The sequence below is a fragment of the Burkholderia gladioli genome (assembly GCF_000959725.1).
In the GTDB taxonomy this organism is placed as follows: domain Bacteria; phylum Pseudomonadota; class Gammaproteobacteria; order Burkholderiales; family Burkholderiaceae; genus Burkholderia; species Burkholderia gladioli.
On sequence record NZ_CP009323.1, the window covers coordinates 4,373,776 to 4,389,356 of the forward strand.

A 15,581-nucleotide genomic window follows, 5' to 3' on the forward strand; every position below is an offset into this window, starting at 1 on the left:
CTCCAGTGAATGGCATGCGCGACGGCCGGCACGTCGAGGCGGCCCGCGGCGGAAAATCGAGGCGCGCGAGCGGCCCGGCCGTCGAATCGCGCACCGGGCAATCGCAGCAGGCCGACGTGGCACCGTCGGACCTTGCCGGAAATCATCGCGTGATGTTGGCGCCCGAGCGCGCTACCACTTCCAACCTGCGCCGAAGTTGAATCCCGTCAGGCGGCCGGTGGTCGATACGCCGGCGCCCCAGCCCAATCGCCCGTTGCCGGCCAGCCCCTTCAGGTTCAGGGCGATCGCGCGGTAGCCCGAGAAGCCGCCGACGCCGACCCCGGCCGCCACCTCGCCCGGGTTCAGGCTCGGCAGGTAGAGGCCTGACATCGCCATGCTCATCGCCACGCCCGTGTAGGCGCGACGCGCGACGTCCCCGAGCGAACGCCCGAGCGTGGCGAGTTGCGACAGGTTCACGGCATCGCCGGGAGCAACGCCTGGCGCGAGGTTGACGAGACGGCGCTCGCGGCCGGGCGAGCCGATCGAGACCGTCGCATCGCGATCGGCGATCGACCCAGCGCCCAGCGCCACCGCGCCCCGGCCTGTGGCGAGCGCGGACGCACCGAGCGCCACCGAGCGATCGCCGTCGGCGCGCGCCCCGTCTCCGAGCGCGGTAGCCTGGGCGCCCAGCGCGCCGGCCTGATAGCCGATCGCGACGGCACCGTCGCGCGCGGCCAGGGCGCGGAATCCGACGGCCGTGGCGTGGTGCTCCCTTGCCCGCGCATAGGCGCCGTAGGCGGTCGCGCCATCGGCGCGGCGGCTCTCGCGCGCGCCGTCGCGCCCCGCGATCGTCCCGGCGGCGGCGCATAGCCCGGTGGCCGTCGCATCGAAACCGTTGGCCTGGGTGCAGCCGGCCGGGTCGATTCGCGACCGCCTCACCGCGTCCGTGCCGGGTCCCCGTGTCTCGATCATGCGACCTTCGCCGCCTCCCGCCGCCGTTGCGAGGACGACGTTGCCATTACGTCGTGCCTCGTCATTCGCGCGCATCAGCGGCGACATGCGCTCGGCCAACGCGCGAAGCCGCACGTCGGTCGAATCGAGCTGTCGGGAGACCGTGTCGATACGCTTGGCGTGAATATCATCCACCGACGACAGCTCACTCATCTCCGCCGTAATCGCGTCCAGTTGCGTGGAGGTCGCGGTGGAAAGCAGGGCGAGATCCTGCTCGTTCATGCGCACGCCGTTCGCGAAAACACCCGCCTCGCGGGATGCCGAGGCCAGCCCGGTCGACAAGCGGCTCTGAAGCGTCGATACCCGGCTGTCGAGCTGGCCTGAGGCGACCGACTGGGAACCGATCTCGCCCGACGCCCGTTCAAGTTCCTCCGTCCCGGGAAGCATCGAAGCCTGCGTCGCGCGTTGGACGATCGAGCTCGATGCCGATCGTCCATCGGCCACGATCGACTCGTTCAGCGACAGATCCACGCCCTGGCTTGGCGGATCGCCCGGCTTCGTGGCCTGACGCGGATTCAGCCGGGCCTGGCCAGGGTGGCAGGCATCACGGCAAACGCAGGAGAGAATACCGCTCAGGTCGAATGATTCGTCAGTTTGGCCGTGCGTGATGAATTTACAGATTGCCTCGCCCTGCCTGCCGGAGGCGCCCGCGGTACCCAGCGACTCGATGCCGAGCAGCACGAAGCACGCAAGGACAGCCTCCACAGTACGGCTTCGGCCGGACCCTACCGACCATGGCCACGCTTCATGGCCGGCTTGCGCTTGCGTCGCCACATCAAGCTGCCCGCGAAATGACGGCGGCGGGGCGGCTTGCCGCCATTTTCCGGAATCGTGCTTGTCCATGTCGTCTCTCTCCCAGTCTCATATTGGAAACCTCGACGTCGTCATAGGCAGAGAAAGCCATCGCCTCGACGTCATACCCGGCGCGAGTCTTTCGGATCAATCGCGGCATGGATGCCGAAACCGATGTCATGCCTGACCGCGACGTCAATCGAAGTTAGTTCAGATCCACCACGATACGAATCGTCGACGCCCTATTTGCGATATAGGAACCGTCCTAGACGCGATCCGGGAAACGGTGAAGAGGACCGATCCGTCGTCGTGCCGTCGCGGACCATGGATGAATCCGCGAGCGATGGCGGCACCCCGCCGCTCTCGCAAAACTGGAGCAATGATGCCGGCAGCCTGGCGACACGGAGCTCGCACGCCAGGCGGCGGCCGTCACGCCGCCGTGCCGATCGCCCACGCGTCGCGTCAGTTTCGGCGCAGTGGGTTGCCCCCTCGCCCCGCATGACGCGCGATGGCGGCATCGACCATCGGCTCCAGCGCGGCCAGTTCAGCCGACAGCGTCTCGACCGGCATCTCGAGGCAGCGCCGGGACAGCGCCTGCAGGGCCTGCCCCAGAGGATCCTGGCTGAAAAACAGCAGCGAGCCGGCCATCTTGTGCAGGGCGCGCCGGAGCTGCTGCCGGTCGCCTGCCGCGAATGCGTCGCGCGCGGCAGTCCAGTCCCTCGGCAGACCCGTCGCGAGCATCGATGCGAGCGCCTCGTCGAGCCGCCCCTCGCGAGCCTCGGCCTGCGGCTCGGCCACCGGGAACACGAACGCGAGCGCGTCGCGCAGGGCATCGAGCGACCAGGGCTTCATCAGGACATCGGCGAGCCGCTCGCCGGCCGCGCCGAGCGTGCGCTCCCAGCTCACGTCGGCGGTGGTCAGGATGATGGGGGTATCGACGGCCGCGCGCGCCAGCGCCTCGATCAGGCGCGGTCCGTCGAGGCGCGGCATGTTCAGGTCGGTCAGGATCAGCGCGTGGCGGGCCGCGCCGGCCCATGCCAGCGCGGCGTCGCCGTCCGCCGCCTCGTCCACCTGCTCGATGCCGAGCACGGCCAGTTGACGGCGCAGCAGTTGCCGGCAGACCGCGTCGTCGTCGATCACCAGCACCCGCGCCTCGTGCAGATCCTCGCGTGCGAGCAGGCGCGGCACGTCGTCGGCGGCCGCCTGGCCGAATTCGCCCAGCAGCACCTGCCAGGCCGCGCGGATCGCATCCAGCGAATAGGACGACACCACATAGCGATCGCCGCGGCAGTCCGGCCGCAACGGTCCATCGTCGGCCACCACCAGGTCTACCGGCGCGGCATGCCGGATCGCCGCGAGTTCGCGCGTCATCAGCACGCGCAGGGCGAACGGCTCGCGCGCCGCCGCGGCGGACAGCGCCGCCGCGGCGCCCACCTCGACCTGCCAGCCGGCCGCGCGCAGCACCTCGACCAGGTCGTTGGGGGCATCCTCGCGCTCCAGCAGGACGAACACCTTGCGCCCGTCCGAAACCGGCCAGTCATAGGCTCGCGCCGGCTGGCGCTCCCAGTCGATCGGCAGGCGCAGCGTGAAGGTGGTGCCGGCCCGCAACTCGCTGCGAACCTCGATGCGCCCGCCGAGCAGTTCGCAGATCTTCGCGCACAAGGCGAGGCCCAGTCCGGTGCCGCGCACCATCGCGTTGCGCGAGGACGGGCTCTGCACGTAGGGGGCGAAGATGCGATCGAGATCCTCGGCGGGAATCCCCTCGCCCGTGTCCGCGACCTCGATCGTGAGGCACTCGCCGCCTTCCAGCCCGCCGCCGCGCCGGCACTGCACGCCGACGCGCCCGCGATGCGTGAATTTCAGCGCGTTGTGCAGCAGGTTGAGGATGACCTGGCGCAGCAGGTGCTCGTCGCCGATCGCCTGCGCGCCGAGGTCGGCCACCGCGTAGTTGATGCGCACCGGATGCGCGCCCACCGACGGCCGCGCCGACAGCAGCACCTGCTCCACCAGGCCGCGCAGGCTGAAGCTCGAGCGCTTCGGCCGGAACAGCTGCGCGTCGAGCTTGGAGAAATCCAGCGCGTTGTCGAGCAGGGCCATCAGGGAGGTGAAGCCGCGCGAGACGATGTCCACCCGCTTGCGCAGGTCCGGATCGTCGGCGTCGAGGGAGATCAACTCGAGATTGGACAGCGCGCCGTGCAGGGGCGTCCTGATCTCGTGGCTCATGATGGCGAGGAAATCGCCCTTGGCGCGATTGGCGGCCTCGGCGCTGAGCTTCGCGTCCTGCAGCAGGGCCTCGGTCTGATGGCGCGAGCTGACGTCGTAGATCGCCAGCAGCACGATCTCGGCATCGCCGTAGCGGGTCGCGCGCAGGGCGAACTCGTAGTGGCGCGGGCCGGCCTGGCCGTCGAGCTCGAGATCGACGGCCAGCCGCGGCTCGGCCTCGAAATCGTGCGCCGCGGCACGCTCGAACAGGCCGGCCAGCGCGGCCTGGTTGGCCTGCGCATCGAACAGTTCGCCGGCCAGGGTGTTGCGGATCACGAAGCGGCGCGTGGATGGATGGAAGGCCGCGAAGCCGATCCGCAGCGAATTGGCCATGGTCTGCTCGAAGGCCGCGCTGTCGCGCCCGCGCCGCGCGCGGCGCTTGACCGGCGCGAGGATGCGCAGGTCGAACCACACGATCATCGCCCAGAGCGCGGCGAGCAGGCCCGCGAAGCCCGCTCCGAGGTCCAGCGCCGGGCGCCAGAGATCGCCGAGCACCTGGGTCCGATCGACCCGATTCACCCACACCCAGTCCGGGGCCGGCCCCTGGCGGCGCAGGTCGAGCGCGAAGTCCCGCCAGAGGATGGTGCGCCGGTCCCCGGCGGCCGGCCTCAGCCCGGCGCGCGCCGGCTCGCGCGGCGCGGCGCCGGGCTGGCCCTGGCTGAAATCGACGATGCCATCGGGATGGACCAGCGCGGTCGACTGCAAGGTCTCGATCGACATCACCTCCTTGACGAAGTCCTCCAACACGGCCGGCCGGACCAGCACCGTGGGCGCGCCGTTCGGCAGCCTGAACGCCTTCACGTAATCGACCACGTGGCCTTGTTCCCGCGCATCGAAGCGCGGCGCGAGCCAGATGCCGCCGTCGCCGCGGCTGCCCCGTTCGCGCGCGGCCGCCAGCGCGGCGCGCGCGGCCTGGGTCTTCTGCCCGATCACGGTGGCCGCGGCGTACTGCACCGGCTGCCGTTCATCGCGCATCACGGCGAGGTAGCGTCCCGCCACGTCGAAGATCATCGTGCCCTCGCGCAGGCAGTTCGGACAACGATGAATCCAGTCGAGCGCGATCCGCGACAAGGGCGACGAGCAGGCCAGGTCGGGCGGGTCGCCCACCGGTGCCGCCACGTAGAGGTTCATCGGGCAATCCGGGGCGAGGTAGCCGACGCCCTGGTCGTAGGCACGGCCGTCATGGAAGGCATCGCGATGCCGGGTTTCGGCCGCCTGCAGCGCCGCGTAGAACTCGGCCGAGCGGTTGTAGACGCCGCCCATGCGATGAAAGATGTGGTTGACGGCATCCGCCTGGGCGTCGAACCTCGCCGCCTGCTGGGCCACGTATGCCTGCAGGCCGAACCGGGCTACCGCATAGGCCCCGCCCAGGATCGCGAGCGTCAGCAGGACACCGCCGGTATGGAGGATCAGCGAGGGAAAGTCCTCGGGATCGCGGGCATGCAGCCGTCCTATCGTGATACGGCCGAACCGCCTGATATGTCGCTTGATGACGCCGACCATGTTCGTCTTTCCATCCTGGATCCGTCGGACCGACATGCCGCCCGGGCGACGCCGCGCGAGGCGCCGCTCGCCACCTCGGTGTGGGTCGGCGCAGCACGTCGTTCTGCAATCCGAACCGGTTTCCGCGCCGGGCGCCGGGCGCGATTCATGGAACACGTCCCCGAGCATCGCTGCGAGCGAGCCGCCGTGCAATCCCGGAGCATGACATGGATGGATCGCGGCGCAAATGCCCGCGGCCGGCGCCCGGACGCGGGCCGATCGCCATGGTGGCCGCCTCCTCCAGATCGTCCGGTGTTGCGGCGCAGCACCACCGGAATTGGCACCGCCTCGCCCCGGCCTCGCCAGTCGGCGCGTCCCGCCTCGCGACCGGCTCATGTGCATCGCAACACGCCGGGCAGGCGGCCGGCCCGACGAAATGAAATCCGGTGATGGCGAATATAAAAATACACGCAAATCCACCAAACACCACACACCGAACATAATCGAAACGAGCTGATTTTAAAAATAGGAACAATCCTATAAATGAATCGCTTTTATCGATTAGGAATTCTTGCTACATTGCACTCGATTCCGGAGCCATCCCGGCCCGCGAATCGCATCCAAGCCGGCCAATCGGCGATGTTTCGATTGAAGTCCTATCGAAATCGACAGACCATGAAGAGTTATCAGGAATATCAGAAAAGCACGGCCTCGCTTCGACAGGAACTCGATAAAATCCGGCGCGAACATGCCGAGCGCGTGCTGCAGGAATTACGCGAATGCATCATCGAATTCGGTTTCCGTCCGGAACAACTGATGCCGCCGCCCTGCACCGCCAGGCGCCGGGCGAAGTACTACAATCCAGCCAGCGGCGCCACCTGGACCGGCCGGGGCCGCCCGCCCGACTGGATTCGCGACAAGGATTTTTCCCTGTACCTGCTGCCCGCCAACGCGGACGGCGCGACAGTGTCCGGTGCCGTCGCGCCCGAGCCGCTCGGACGATAGCGGCAGCCCCGGTCGGCCGGCGCGACTTGCCGGCACCGACCCGGAAACCGGCTCGGCAGGGCCTTCGATTCTCCATCGAGCCGCCCCATGCCGTGTTCCAGGTTTTCCATGCGCGGGGATGTCGTTCGGGCTCGGGCCAACCTCATCGCGAATCCTTCAACCAGCCACGCGCCTTCGTCATCGCTGTCGACACGATACGCGCCACCACGAACCGCCATGACCATGGAAGCGCAGTCCCTTCGAAGTGAGATCAAGGTGATCGTGGCCGACGACCACCCGATCGTGGTCGCCGGCATCCTGAAGCTGCTGGAGGGAACGCCCGACATCGAGGTGGTCGAATCGGTCACCGACGTCGATGCGCTCGAGCAGGCGCTGGAATCGCGGGCTTGCGACATCCTGATCAGCGACTACGAGTTCGGCGATACGCGCGCGCACGACGGCATCCAGATGATCGAGCGCCTGCGGCACGACTTCCCGCACCTGAAGATCCTCATGCTGACCATGCACGACGACATCATCCTGGTGCGTCGCCTGATCTCGATGGGCGTGGCCGGTTTCCTCAGCAAGTCGACCCCGGCGCTCTCGAAGCTGCCCGAGATCCTGCGCGCCATCGAGCGCGGCGAGCAGTACCTCGACGCGGCCATCGCGCAGGCGCTGCGGCTGGCCGACATGCAGCTCGCCTCGGCCAGCGGCCGCCGTCGCATGGTGATGCTGAGCAAGCGCGAATACGAGGTGGTGCGCCTGTTCGCGCGCGGCATGCAGATCAGCGAGATCGCGCGGCAGACCGGCCGCAGCGTGAAGACCATCAGCACCCAGAAAGGCTCGGCCATGAGGAAGATGGAAGTGGACAACGATGCCGATCTCATCATCCGCTTCCTCGATCTCGGCGAGCGCCTGCAACCCGCGCCCGAGGCCTGATCGCGGCCCAGGCGCCGCGAGGCGCGGCGCCGCCGCCTCAGGGATGCCCGAGCCGCCGCGCGATCTCCGGCATGCGCTGGGTCGCGCGCTCGTGCAGTTGCTGATACAGGCTGTTGCCGTGCGCGTCGATCGCGACCGTGGCCGGCCCGAGCTGTTCCACCTCCAGCGTCAGCAAGCGGAACTGCGAGATGTACTCGGTCCAGTGCTGCGCCACCACGCGGCGCAGCGAGCGCGACAGCAGGTTCAGCCCGCCGCCCGGAAACGACAGGTAGGCGCAGCCGCATTCGCGCAGCGCGGCCGCGCTGGCCGCGTCGAGCCCGCCCTTGCCGCCCACCAGCCGCAGGCCGAGCCCGCGGATCAGGGTCGGCATCCAGGCGTCGTAGCGCGTGCTGGTGCTCGGGTTCAGGTAGAGCGCCTCGGGGCCGTCCGGCGTCTCGTTCACATAGGTGCTCAGGTGAAAGAAGGCCCCGCCGCGCAGGTCGACCGGCAGCTCGGCGCCGCGCTCGATCGCCTCGGCCAGCCGCTTGTGGGTCGGCAAGCCGATGCTGACCGTGATCTCGCCGGACAGCCGCACCATGTCGCCGAGTTGCAGCGCCAGCACCGGCTCGGCCGCCAGCGGCAGCTTCAGTTCATGCAGGCGGCTCATCACGCGCCCTCCAGGAATTCGACGCGGCCATCGCCATGAATCCGCGCGGCCGTGCGTCGGTTGATCCAGCAGTTGAAGCAGACCGCCACCGGCACGAAGCCGTGGCTGGCGGCGTAGTCGATATGCACCGCCATCGCCGTGGTGTCGCCGCCGGTGCCCATCGGCCCGAAGCCCATCGCGTTGACCGCGTCGAGCAGGCGCCGCTCCATCGCGGCCAACATCGGCTCCGGATTGGTGCGCCCGAACGGCCGCATCATCTGCTCCTTGGCCAGGCGCGCCGCGTAGTCGAAGGTGCCGCCGATGCCGACTCCGATCACCAGCGGCAGGCAGGGCTGCGAGCCCGCGCGCAGCATGGTGTCGAGCACGAAGCGCTCGATCTGCGCGTGGCTCGGGTAGACGAAGGCCTCGATCGCCTCCCAGCGGCCGGTGCCCATCGCCTTGGGCGAGCAGACGATGTCGACGTGCTCGGCATCGTCGATCACGTCGAAGCTGACAATCGGCATGTCCTTGCCGGCATGGCCGCGCTCGTGCGTGAGCGGGTTGGTCACCATCTTCAGGATCGGCGGCGAGATCGAGGCCGCCAGGTCGGCGAAGCCGTCGCGGATCGCGGCGCGCACCGGGCCGTCGAAACGCACGCGCGTGCCGATCTTCACGCTGTAGGTGGGAATCCCCACGTCGCTGCACACCAGCGAATCGTCGCGGCGCGCGCCGTCGGCGCTCTCCACCAGGATCCGCAGCGTGGCGCGGCCGGTCGGGCTGGTCTCGCGGTCGGCCGCGTCGGCCAGGAAGGCGCGCGTATCGTCGGGGATCGTCTTCAGCGAGCGTTCGTAGAGTTGCGCGGTGACCCGCCTGAGGGTCGCGCTGTCGATCGCCATGGTCATGGTTCCTTCTTCGGGAGGACGCGCGTGCCGGATTCGACGCGCGTGTCGCGGCGGAGGATTCCGCCAGGAGAAAAACAGGCATAAAGTGCTCGACGCACACCGCCGCGCGGCGACAATGCGCGAACCCTCACGCCATGGATGCTTTCAAGATGCCTGCCACCCGCTCCGCCAGCCCTTCGCGCCGCATCGCCATCGTCGGCGCCGGCGCGATCGGCGGCCACTTCGCCGCCCGGCTCGCGCTCGCCGGCCATCGCGTCTCGCTGCTGGCGCGCGGCGCCACACTCGAGGCGCTGCGCCGCGACGGCCTGCGCTACCAAAGCCCCGACGCGCCCGAGCAGCGGGTGCCGGTCGAGGCCCATGCCCGCGCCGAGGACATCGGCGCGCAGGAACTGGTGGTGATCGCGCTGAAATCGCAGTCGCTGCCGGGCCTGGCCGCCTCGCTCGCGCCGCTGCTCGATGCGCAAAGCGTGGTGCTGCCGGTCGGCAACGGCCTGCCCTGGTGGTTCTGCCTGGTGCCGGGCCAGCCGCTCGAAGGGCTGCGCCTGCAAAGCGTCGATCCCGACGGCGGCGTCGAGCGCGCGCTGCCTTTCGCCCAGGTGCTCGGCGGCAGCGTGATGGCCTCCTGCAGTTGCCCCGCGCCCGGCGTGGTACGCCATCACAGCGGCAATCGCATCACCATCGGCGAGCCGGCCGGCGGCGTCAGCGAGCGCAGCGCGCTGTGGGCCGGCGTGCTGGACGATGCGGGTCTGCCGACCACCGCCAGCGAGGACATCCGCCGCGACCTGTGGGTCAAGTTGCTCGGCAACGCCTGCGCCAACCCGCTGAGCGTGCTGACCCAGGCCAGCACCGACCGCCTGCTCGACGATGCGCACACGCGCGCCGCCTACGCGCAACTGATGGGCGAGTGCCTGGCGATCGGCAAGGCCGCGGGCCTCGCGATCGAGATCGACATCGCCACGCGCATGGCCCAGTCGCGCGCGCTCGGCACGGTCAAGACCTCGATGCTGCAGGACCTCGAGGCCGGGCGAGCGCTCGAGCTCGACGCGATCCTGGGCGCCCCGCTCGAATGCGCGGCACGGCTCGGCGTGGAGGCGCCGCTGATGCGCACGGTGCTGGCGCTGGCCCGGCTGCGCGCCACGCCGGCGGGCTGAGGCGCGAGCCGATGCGCCACGCGCCTCGCGCCGCCGGCCCGCGTCGCGGCCGATCTCAGCCGCGCGCATAATCCGCGGCGTTCGCCACCCAACCCTTGCCGATGAAGTCCTCGCGCGGCGGCGAGAACACGTCGATCAGCAGGTGCCGGCCGCTGCCCACGCCCTCGGTGGTATGGATCAGCTGCACGGGGATCGCGATCATCGAGGCCGGCCCCGCCGCGAGGTGCTCGTCCTCGCGCCAGGCGTTCGCGTCGGGGCCCCATTGCACGCGCAGGTGATGGATGAAGTCGCCTTCGATCGCCAGCGAACCCTGCTCGAAATTCGCGTGGCTGTGCGGGCTCAGCTTCGAGCGATCGCGCGCGTCCTGGTACTCGACCCAGTTGATGCTGAGCGTGTCGGTCTGCAGCATCTTCAGGCGCGGCTTGTCGGCCGGCGGCGTGATCGCGTCGATGCCGATCACCTGCAGCTCGCCCGCTCCGCGCGTGCGCCGGTAGCCGCTGTCGCTGCCGACGATGCGCGCGTCGGGCACCGCGTAATCGGCCGCGTTGCAGGCCGCCCCGGCCGGCAGGTCGGGCCGCGACGAGGCGATCAGCACCGCGCGCGCGCCCGGCGCCGGGCTCACGCGCGCACGGCCCGCCGGCAGCACGCAGACGCTGCGGCCCGGCACGCGCTGCGCCGGCCCGTCGCCGACGGCGATCTCGGCGCCGTCCTCGGGCAGCAGCACCAGCATCTCGTGCGCGCTCGTCGCATCGAACTCGCGCGTCTCGCCTTCCAGCCACTGCACGTAGAAGTTCTGGCCGCGCGCCACCGCGCCCGGCGCCAGGTCGTGCACCGCCGCGCGGCGCACGCCGGTTTCCGTGTTTGTCGTCATGTCGATTCCTCGATGAATCCTGTGTAAGGGGGAAGGTCCTGCTCAGCCGTTGCGCGGGCTCGGCCGGCCCAGCTCGTCGAGCTTGCCGACGGTGGCGTAGCGGTTGCCGTCCAGGCGCGTGAGCGGCTCGGCCAGCACCGTGTCGAAGCGGCCGTCTTCGGTCACGAAGCGCTCGTCCAGATGGACGCCGACGATGCGCCCGAACACCACCCGGCTGAAGGTCTCGCCGGGCCCGGTGGGCTCGATGTCGACGATGCGCAGCAGCCGGCATTCCATGCTGGCCGGCGAGGCCGCCACGCGCGGCGGCTTCACCATCACGCTGGGCGCCTTCTCGAGGCCGGCCAGCTCGAACTCGTCCACGCCGTAGGGCGCGTTCATCGAGCTGGTGTTCATCGGCTCGCGCAGCGCCCAGGTGACGAGGTTGGTGACGAATTCGCCGGTCTCGCGGATGTTGGTGACGGTGTCCTTCTCGTGCCGGTCGGCCGGCGCGTTGCAGGAGAACATCAGCACCGGCGGCGCGGTCGAGACCAGGTTGAAATGCGAGAACGGCGCGAGGTTCACCTCGCCGCGCGCGTTGACGGTGCTGATCCAGCCGATCGGGCGCGGCGCCACGATCGCGTTGAACAGCGTGCGCTTGAAGCCGGGCGTGTTCGCCGGGTCGAGAAACATGGGGCTCTCCTGGTCCTGGGTTCCTGAATCCTGAAACCGGCCGCGTCAGGCGCGGGCCCCGCCCTTCACGAACACCGCGCGACCGGTGGCATACAGCACCGCGTGGCGTTCCTCGGGCGTGAGCCGCGCGCAGGCCGCGAGCATGCGCTGCACCATGTCGGCATAGGTGCCCGACGAGGTGCCGATATCCGAGCCCCACATGATGCGATCGGCGCCGAACATGTCGACCGCCGCGCGCAGCGCCTGATCGGCCGGCGTGCCGGTTTCGCGATAGATGTCGAGGTTGATCGAGGTGAACTTGAAGAACAGGTTCGGCTCGGCCGCGAGCGGCGCGAAGCGCTCGTCGAAGCCGAAGTTGTCGTCCTCGGCCTCGGGCTCGAGCATGTGGTCGAGCACCACGCGCAGCGTCGGGAAGCGTCGCGCCAGCGCGATGATGGCCGGCACCGAGGGCCCGCCGCCGCCGCGCGCCAGCACCTCGATGTCCATCACGATGCCGTGCTCGTTGGCCACCGCCCAGGTCTCGAGCGCGCGCGGCGACGCGAGCCAGGGCATCGAGCCGTCGGCCTCGCGGCCGCCGAACAGGCGCACGCCGGCCAGGCCGTGGCGCTCGACGTAGCCGCGCACCTGCGCCGGCGTTTCCGGCGCCTCGGCGTCGAGGATCACCACCGCCGAGAAGCGATCGGGATGGGCATCCGAGGAATCGAGGATGTAGCTGTTGTCGTAGCGATAGATCATGCGCTTTTGCACCGCCACCGCCTCGACCACGCCGGCCTGATCCATCCACGGCAGCATGCGCGACACGTCCGGCACCTCGTTGATCGGGTTCGGGCCGTGCGCGCCGCCCGGCAGGCCGATCACGCCCGGCAGGCGCGGCGGCGCGTTGGGCGAACGCTGCATCGGATTGCGCGGGTAGCGGGTGGTGTCGTCGGCCACCAGGTGCGCGTGCGAATCGAACAGCGCGAGGGCGGGTGCTTGAGGCGTGGCAGGCATGTCGTCTCCAGTGAAGGGAAGCTCGGGTTCAGAACAGGTGGCGGATGCCGACCGTGAAGCCGGTCTGGGCATCGCTGGCCGATGGGGTGGCGAAGGTCAGCGCGGCCACCGCGGCATGGCCGGTGGAATCGATGCCGGCGGCCTTCTCGTGCAGCAGCACGCAATACAGGTCGGTGCGCTTGGACAGCGAATAGTCGGCGCCGAGGTTCCATTGCTGGTAGCTCGCGCCGCTCTGGCCGGCGAACGAACTCACGCGCGTGTAGGCGTAGGCGATGCCGAACTGCAAGGCCGGCGTGAGGCGGTACTTGAGGTTGGCCTCGGCGGTGTTGAAGGTCGCCGTCTTGCCGCGCTCGGCCGCGGGCAGGCTCGCGCCCGTCACGGGCGTGGCGCCCAGGTCGGCGAAGCTGGTGCGCGTGTAGATCGCGCCCAGCGTGAAGTGGCCGAGCTCGTACGCGGTGCCGGCGCCGAACTCGCGCTGCGAGCCGGCCGTGGCATAACCGCTGAAGATCGGGCTGGTGAAGTTGTTGCCGGTCGCGCTGCTGGTGGCGTTGTTGCCGAACAGCGCGAAGTTCGGATTCTTCACGTACAGATAGGCCGCCGCGAACTTGAAGGGGCCCTGCTGGTAGTCGGCGCCGGCCGAGATCATCTCGTTGCGCGTGACCTGCCCCGCCACGCCGCCCAGGCTGTAGGTCGCCCCCAGTTGCAGGCCGCGATAGCGCGGGCTCACGTACTTGATCGCGTTGTTGGCGCGCTCGGTGCCGTCCACGTCGTCCAGGCCCGCCGGGTGATAACCCCAGCCGGCGCCGCGCGCGGCCCAGTCGGTGCCCGAGGCGAACTGGCCGAGATAGCTCGACAGCGTCAGGTACTGGCGCCCCAGCGTGACGGTGCCGTAAGGCGTGCCAAGCCCGACGAAAGCCTGCCGGCCGAACATCAGCCCGGCCTGCAGCGCGCCGGTGGTGGTGGTGAAGCCGTTCTCCAGGGTGAACACGGCGCGATAACCGCCGCCCAGTTCCTCGTTGCCGGTGATGCCGAAGCGCGAGGCGCTCTCGTTGCCGCCCGCGATGGCGTGCTGCGGCGCGCCGCCGGCATTGCTGTTGTAGCGATAACCGGCATCGACGATGCCGTACAGGGTCACGCTGCCCTGGGCCTGCGCGGCACAGGCAAAGCCGCAGGCAGCGGCGCCGATCAGCGCCAGCGATGTCTTCATGGTGTCTCCTCCCGATGTCGTGGCTCCGCTTGCCGCGGATGCCGGATGCGTCGCTGCCGGAGCGCGCTGCGGCGCCCTCGTTTCGACGCCCCGTATGGTTCCACGCAGGCCGTGTCGCTCCAAGCGCGTTTCCGTGACTTTTCGCAGAGCGAAATGTCGGGTCCGCGCCGGCGCCGCCACCAATAGGGATCGATCGCCATGATTCCGCACTGCGAAATCTTGCCGAATCGCGCTGGAGAGGGCCATCGGTGCAGCGTAGTATTGCCCGCCGTGGACCGATCGAGTACCGGCCCGCACGAGACACGCACACAAACCGGCGCACCGCGCGCCTGTAAGGCGGCAGACAGCCGGTCCGACACGATGGAGTGGGAGGAGACATGGAGATTTCCCTGGCCGCGGCGGCCCAGCCCGATACCGCGCACGACGAGCGCCTGATCCGGCACGTCTGGTGGCGCATCATGCCGCTGATCATGGTGACCTACCTGGTATCGGTCATCGACAAGATGAACGTCAGCTTCGCCAAGCTGCAGATGGTCCACCAGATCGGCCTGACCGAGACCGCCTACGGGCTGGCCTCCTCGCTGTTCTTCATCGGCTACCTGATCTTCGAGATCCCCAGCGCGCTCGGCGTGCATCGCTTCGGCGCGCCGAAGTGGATCTTCCGCATCATGCTGAGCTGGGGCATCGCCACCGTGCTGCTGGCCTATACCGCCTCGGGCTCGATGTTCGCGGCGCTGCGCTTCCTGGTGGGCAGCGCCGAGGCGGGGCTCTATCCGGGCGTGGTGTATTACCTGACGGTCTGGCTGCCGCGCCGCTACCAGGTGCGCGCGGTGGCCCTGCTCACGCTGGGCAGCGCGCTGGGCAACATGCTCGGCTCGGCCTTCGGCGGCATGCTGCTGTCGCTGGACGGCACGCTGGGCCATGCAGGCTGGCAATGGGTGTTCATCGTGACCGGCGCCTTCGCCCTGCTGCTCTCGCCGATCGTGCTGCTGCGCCTGCCCGCCAGCATCGAGACGGCCGGCTTCCTCGACGCGGCCGAGCGCCAGCGACTGGCGCGCATGGTGGCCCAGGAGGCGCCCTCCACCAACCACGAGGGCAATGTCTGGGCGGTGCTGCGCGACCGCGTGGTGATGCTGTTCGCGCTCGGCTACACGCTGCTGCTGACCTCGCTGTACGGGATCATTTACTGGCTGCCGACGGTGATCAAGGGCTTCGGCGTGTCGAGCTCGTTCAACGGCCTGCTGACCATGATCCCCTGGGCGCTCACGGCGATCCTGCTGCTCACCGTGCCGCGCCTGCTCAAGCGCGAGGGCCAGGTGCGGGTGGCGGCCGCCGCGATCGGCACCATCGGCTGCCTGGCCTTCGTGGTCAGCCTGCTGGTGAGCGACCCGGCCTGGCGCTACGTCGCGCTGGTGTTCGGCACGCCCTGCACCTCGCTGCTGCTGCCCTGCTTCTGGTCGCTGCCCTCGAAGTACTTCAGCGGCCGGCGCGCCGCGGCGAGCCTGGCCGCGATCAGCAGCATCGGCAACTTCGGCGGCTTCCTCGCGCAGAACGCGATGCCCTGGATCGGCAAGGCGCTCGGCCACGCCAGCTACGCGATGCTGCTGCCCGCGCTGTGCCTGCTGCTGCTCGGCGCCACCGCGTTCGCGATGGAGCGCGCCAGCCGCCGCGCCGCATCGGCCAGCGCCGCGCGCTGAACCGGCGCGCCTGCCCTTTC

The 15,581-nt window shown here is 69.6% G+C and carries 12 protein-coding genes; 4 read left to right on the plus strand and 8 right to left on the minus strand.

From position 1 onward, the window contains the following. Nucleotides 1-171 precede the first annotated feature (171 nt). Together BM43_RS41100 and BM43_RS36205 are read right to left on the minus strand one after the other, a co-directional pair. Complete coding sequence (locus BM43_RS41100; protein WP_088555466.1) at nucleotides 172-1,833, minus strand: YadA family autotransporter adhesin; 1,662 nt, start codon at nucleotides 1,831-1,833, stop codon at nucleotides 172-174. Between the two features lie 411 nt (nucleotides 1,834-2,244). Continuing rightward, nucleotides 2,245-5,547, minus strand: coding sequence for a hybrid sensor histidine kinase/response regulator (locus tag BM43_RS36205; protein WP_036050789.1), 3,303 nt, complete (start codon nucleotides 5,545-5,547; stop codon nucleotides 2,245-2,247). A 522-nt stretch (nucleotides 5,548-6,069) separates the two neighbouring features. Between BM43_RS36205 and BM43_RS36210 the strand changes: the two genes are divergently transcribed. Both BM43_RS36210 and BM43_RS36215 read left to right on the plus strand, forming a co-directional pair. Beyond that, nucleotides 6,070-6,531: an H-NS histone family protein gene (locus BM43_RS36210; protein WP_080741919.1), complete on the plus strand. Its 462-nt coding sequence runs from the start codon at nucleotides 6,070-6,072 to the stop codon at nucleotides 6,529-6,531. Nucleotides 6,532-6,753: 222 nt separating this feature from the next. Then, the gene (locus tag BM43_RS36215; RefSeq protein WP_161783335.1) at nucleotides 6,754-7,449 is read left to right on the plus strand and encodes a response regulator; all 696 of its coding nucleotides are present in this window, start codon (nucleotides 6,754-6,756) and stop codon (nucleotides 7,447-7,449) included. 37 nt (nucleotides 7,450-7,486) lie between these two features. On the opposite strand, the gene BM43_RS36220 is transcribed toward BM43_RS36215, so the two are convergent. Further along, entirely contained in the window at nucleotides 7,487-8,095 is a 609-nt protein-coding gene (locus BM43_RS36220; protein ID WP_036050787.1) for a fumarate hydratase C-terminal domain-containing protein, read from the minus strand. Then, complete coding sequence (locus BM43_RS36225; protein ID WP_042283058.1) at nucleotides 8,095-8,970, minus strand: fumarate hydratase; 876 nt, start codon at nucleotides 8,968-8,970, stop codon at nucleotides 8,095-8,097. Before BM43_RS36225 ends, BM43_RS36220 begins: the two co-directional genes overlap by 1 nt. A gap of 155 nt (nucleotides 8,971-9,125) precedes the next feature. On the opposite strand from BM43_RS36225, the gene BM43_RS36230 reads away from it, so the two are divergent. Continuing rightward, complete coding sequence (locus tag BM43_RS36230; protein WP_036053297.1) at nucleotides 9,126-10,127, plus strand: ketopantoate reductase family protein; 1,002 nt, start codon at nucleotides 9,126-9,128, stop codon at nucleotides 10,125-10,127. A gap of 55 nt (nucleotides 10,128-10,182) precedes the next feature. On the opposite strand, the gene BM43_RS36235 is transcribed toward BM43_RS36230, so the two are convergent. From BM43_RS36235 to BM43_RS36250, 4 genes are read right to left on the minus strand one after another with little or no spacing between them, the layout of a single operon-like run. Further along, the gene (locus BM43_RS36235) at nucleotides 10,183-10,998 is read right to left on the minus strand and encodes a cupin domain-containing protein (RefSeq protein WP_036050785.1); all 816 of its coding nucleotides are present in this window, start codon (nucleotides 10,996-10,998) and stop codon (nucleotides 10,183-10,185) included. A 42-nt stretch (nucleotides 10,999-11,040) separates the two neighbouring features. Beyond that, nucleotides 11,041-11,667, minus strand: a complete 627-nt coding sequence (locus BM43_RS36240; RefSeq protein ID WP_013698575.1) for a flavin reductase family protein — start codon at nucleotides 11,665-11,667, stop codon at nucleotides 11,041-11,043. 45 nt (nucleotides 11,668-11,712) lie between these two features. Continuing rightward, nucleotides 11,713-12,657 (minus strand): amidohydrolase family protein, encoded by a 945-nt coding sequence (locus tag BM43_RS36245; protein ID WP_036050783.1) that lies wholly within the window; start codon nucleotides 12,655-12,657, stop codon nucleotides 11,713-11,715. Between the two features lie 28 nt (nucleotides 12,658-12,685). Continuing rightward, a complete protein-coding gene (locus BM43_RS36250; protein ID WP_036050781.1) occupies nucleotides 12,686-13,864 on the minus strand; it encodes a porin in 1,179 nt (392 codons plus the stop codon). 377 nt (nucleotides 13,865-14,241) lie between these two features. On the opposite strand from BM43_RS36250, the gene BM43_RS36255 reads away from it, so the two are divergent. Beyond that, nucleotides 14,242-15,561 (plus strand): MFS transporter, encoded by a 1,320-nt coding sequence (locus tag BM43_RS36255; RefSeq protein ID WP_036050778.1) that lies wholly within the window; start codon nucleotides 14,242-14,244, stop codon nucleotides 15,559-15,561. The last annotated feature ends 20 nt before the right edge of the window (nucleotides 15,562-15,581 follow it).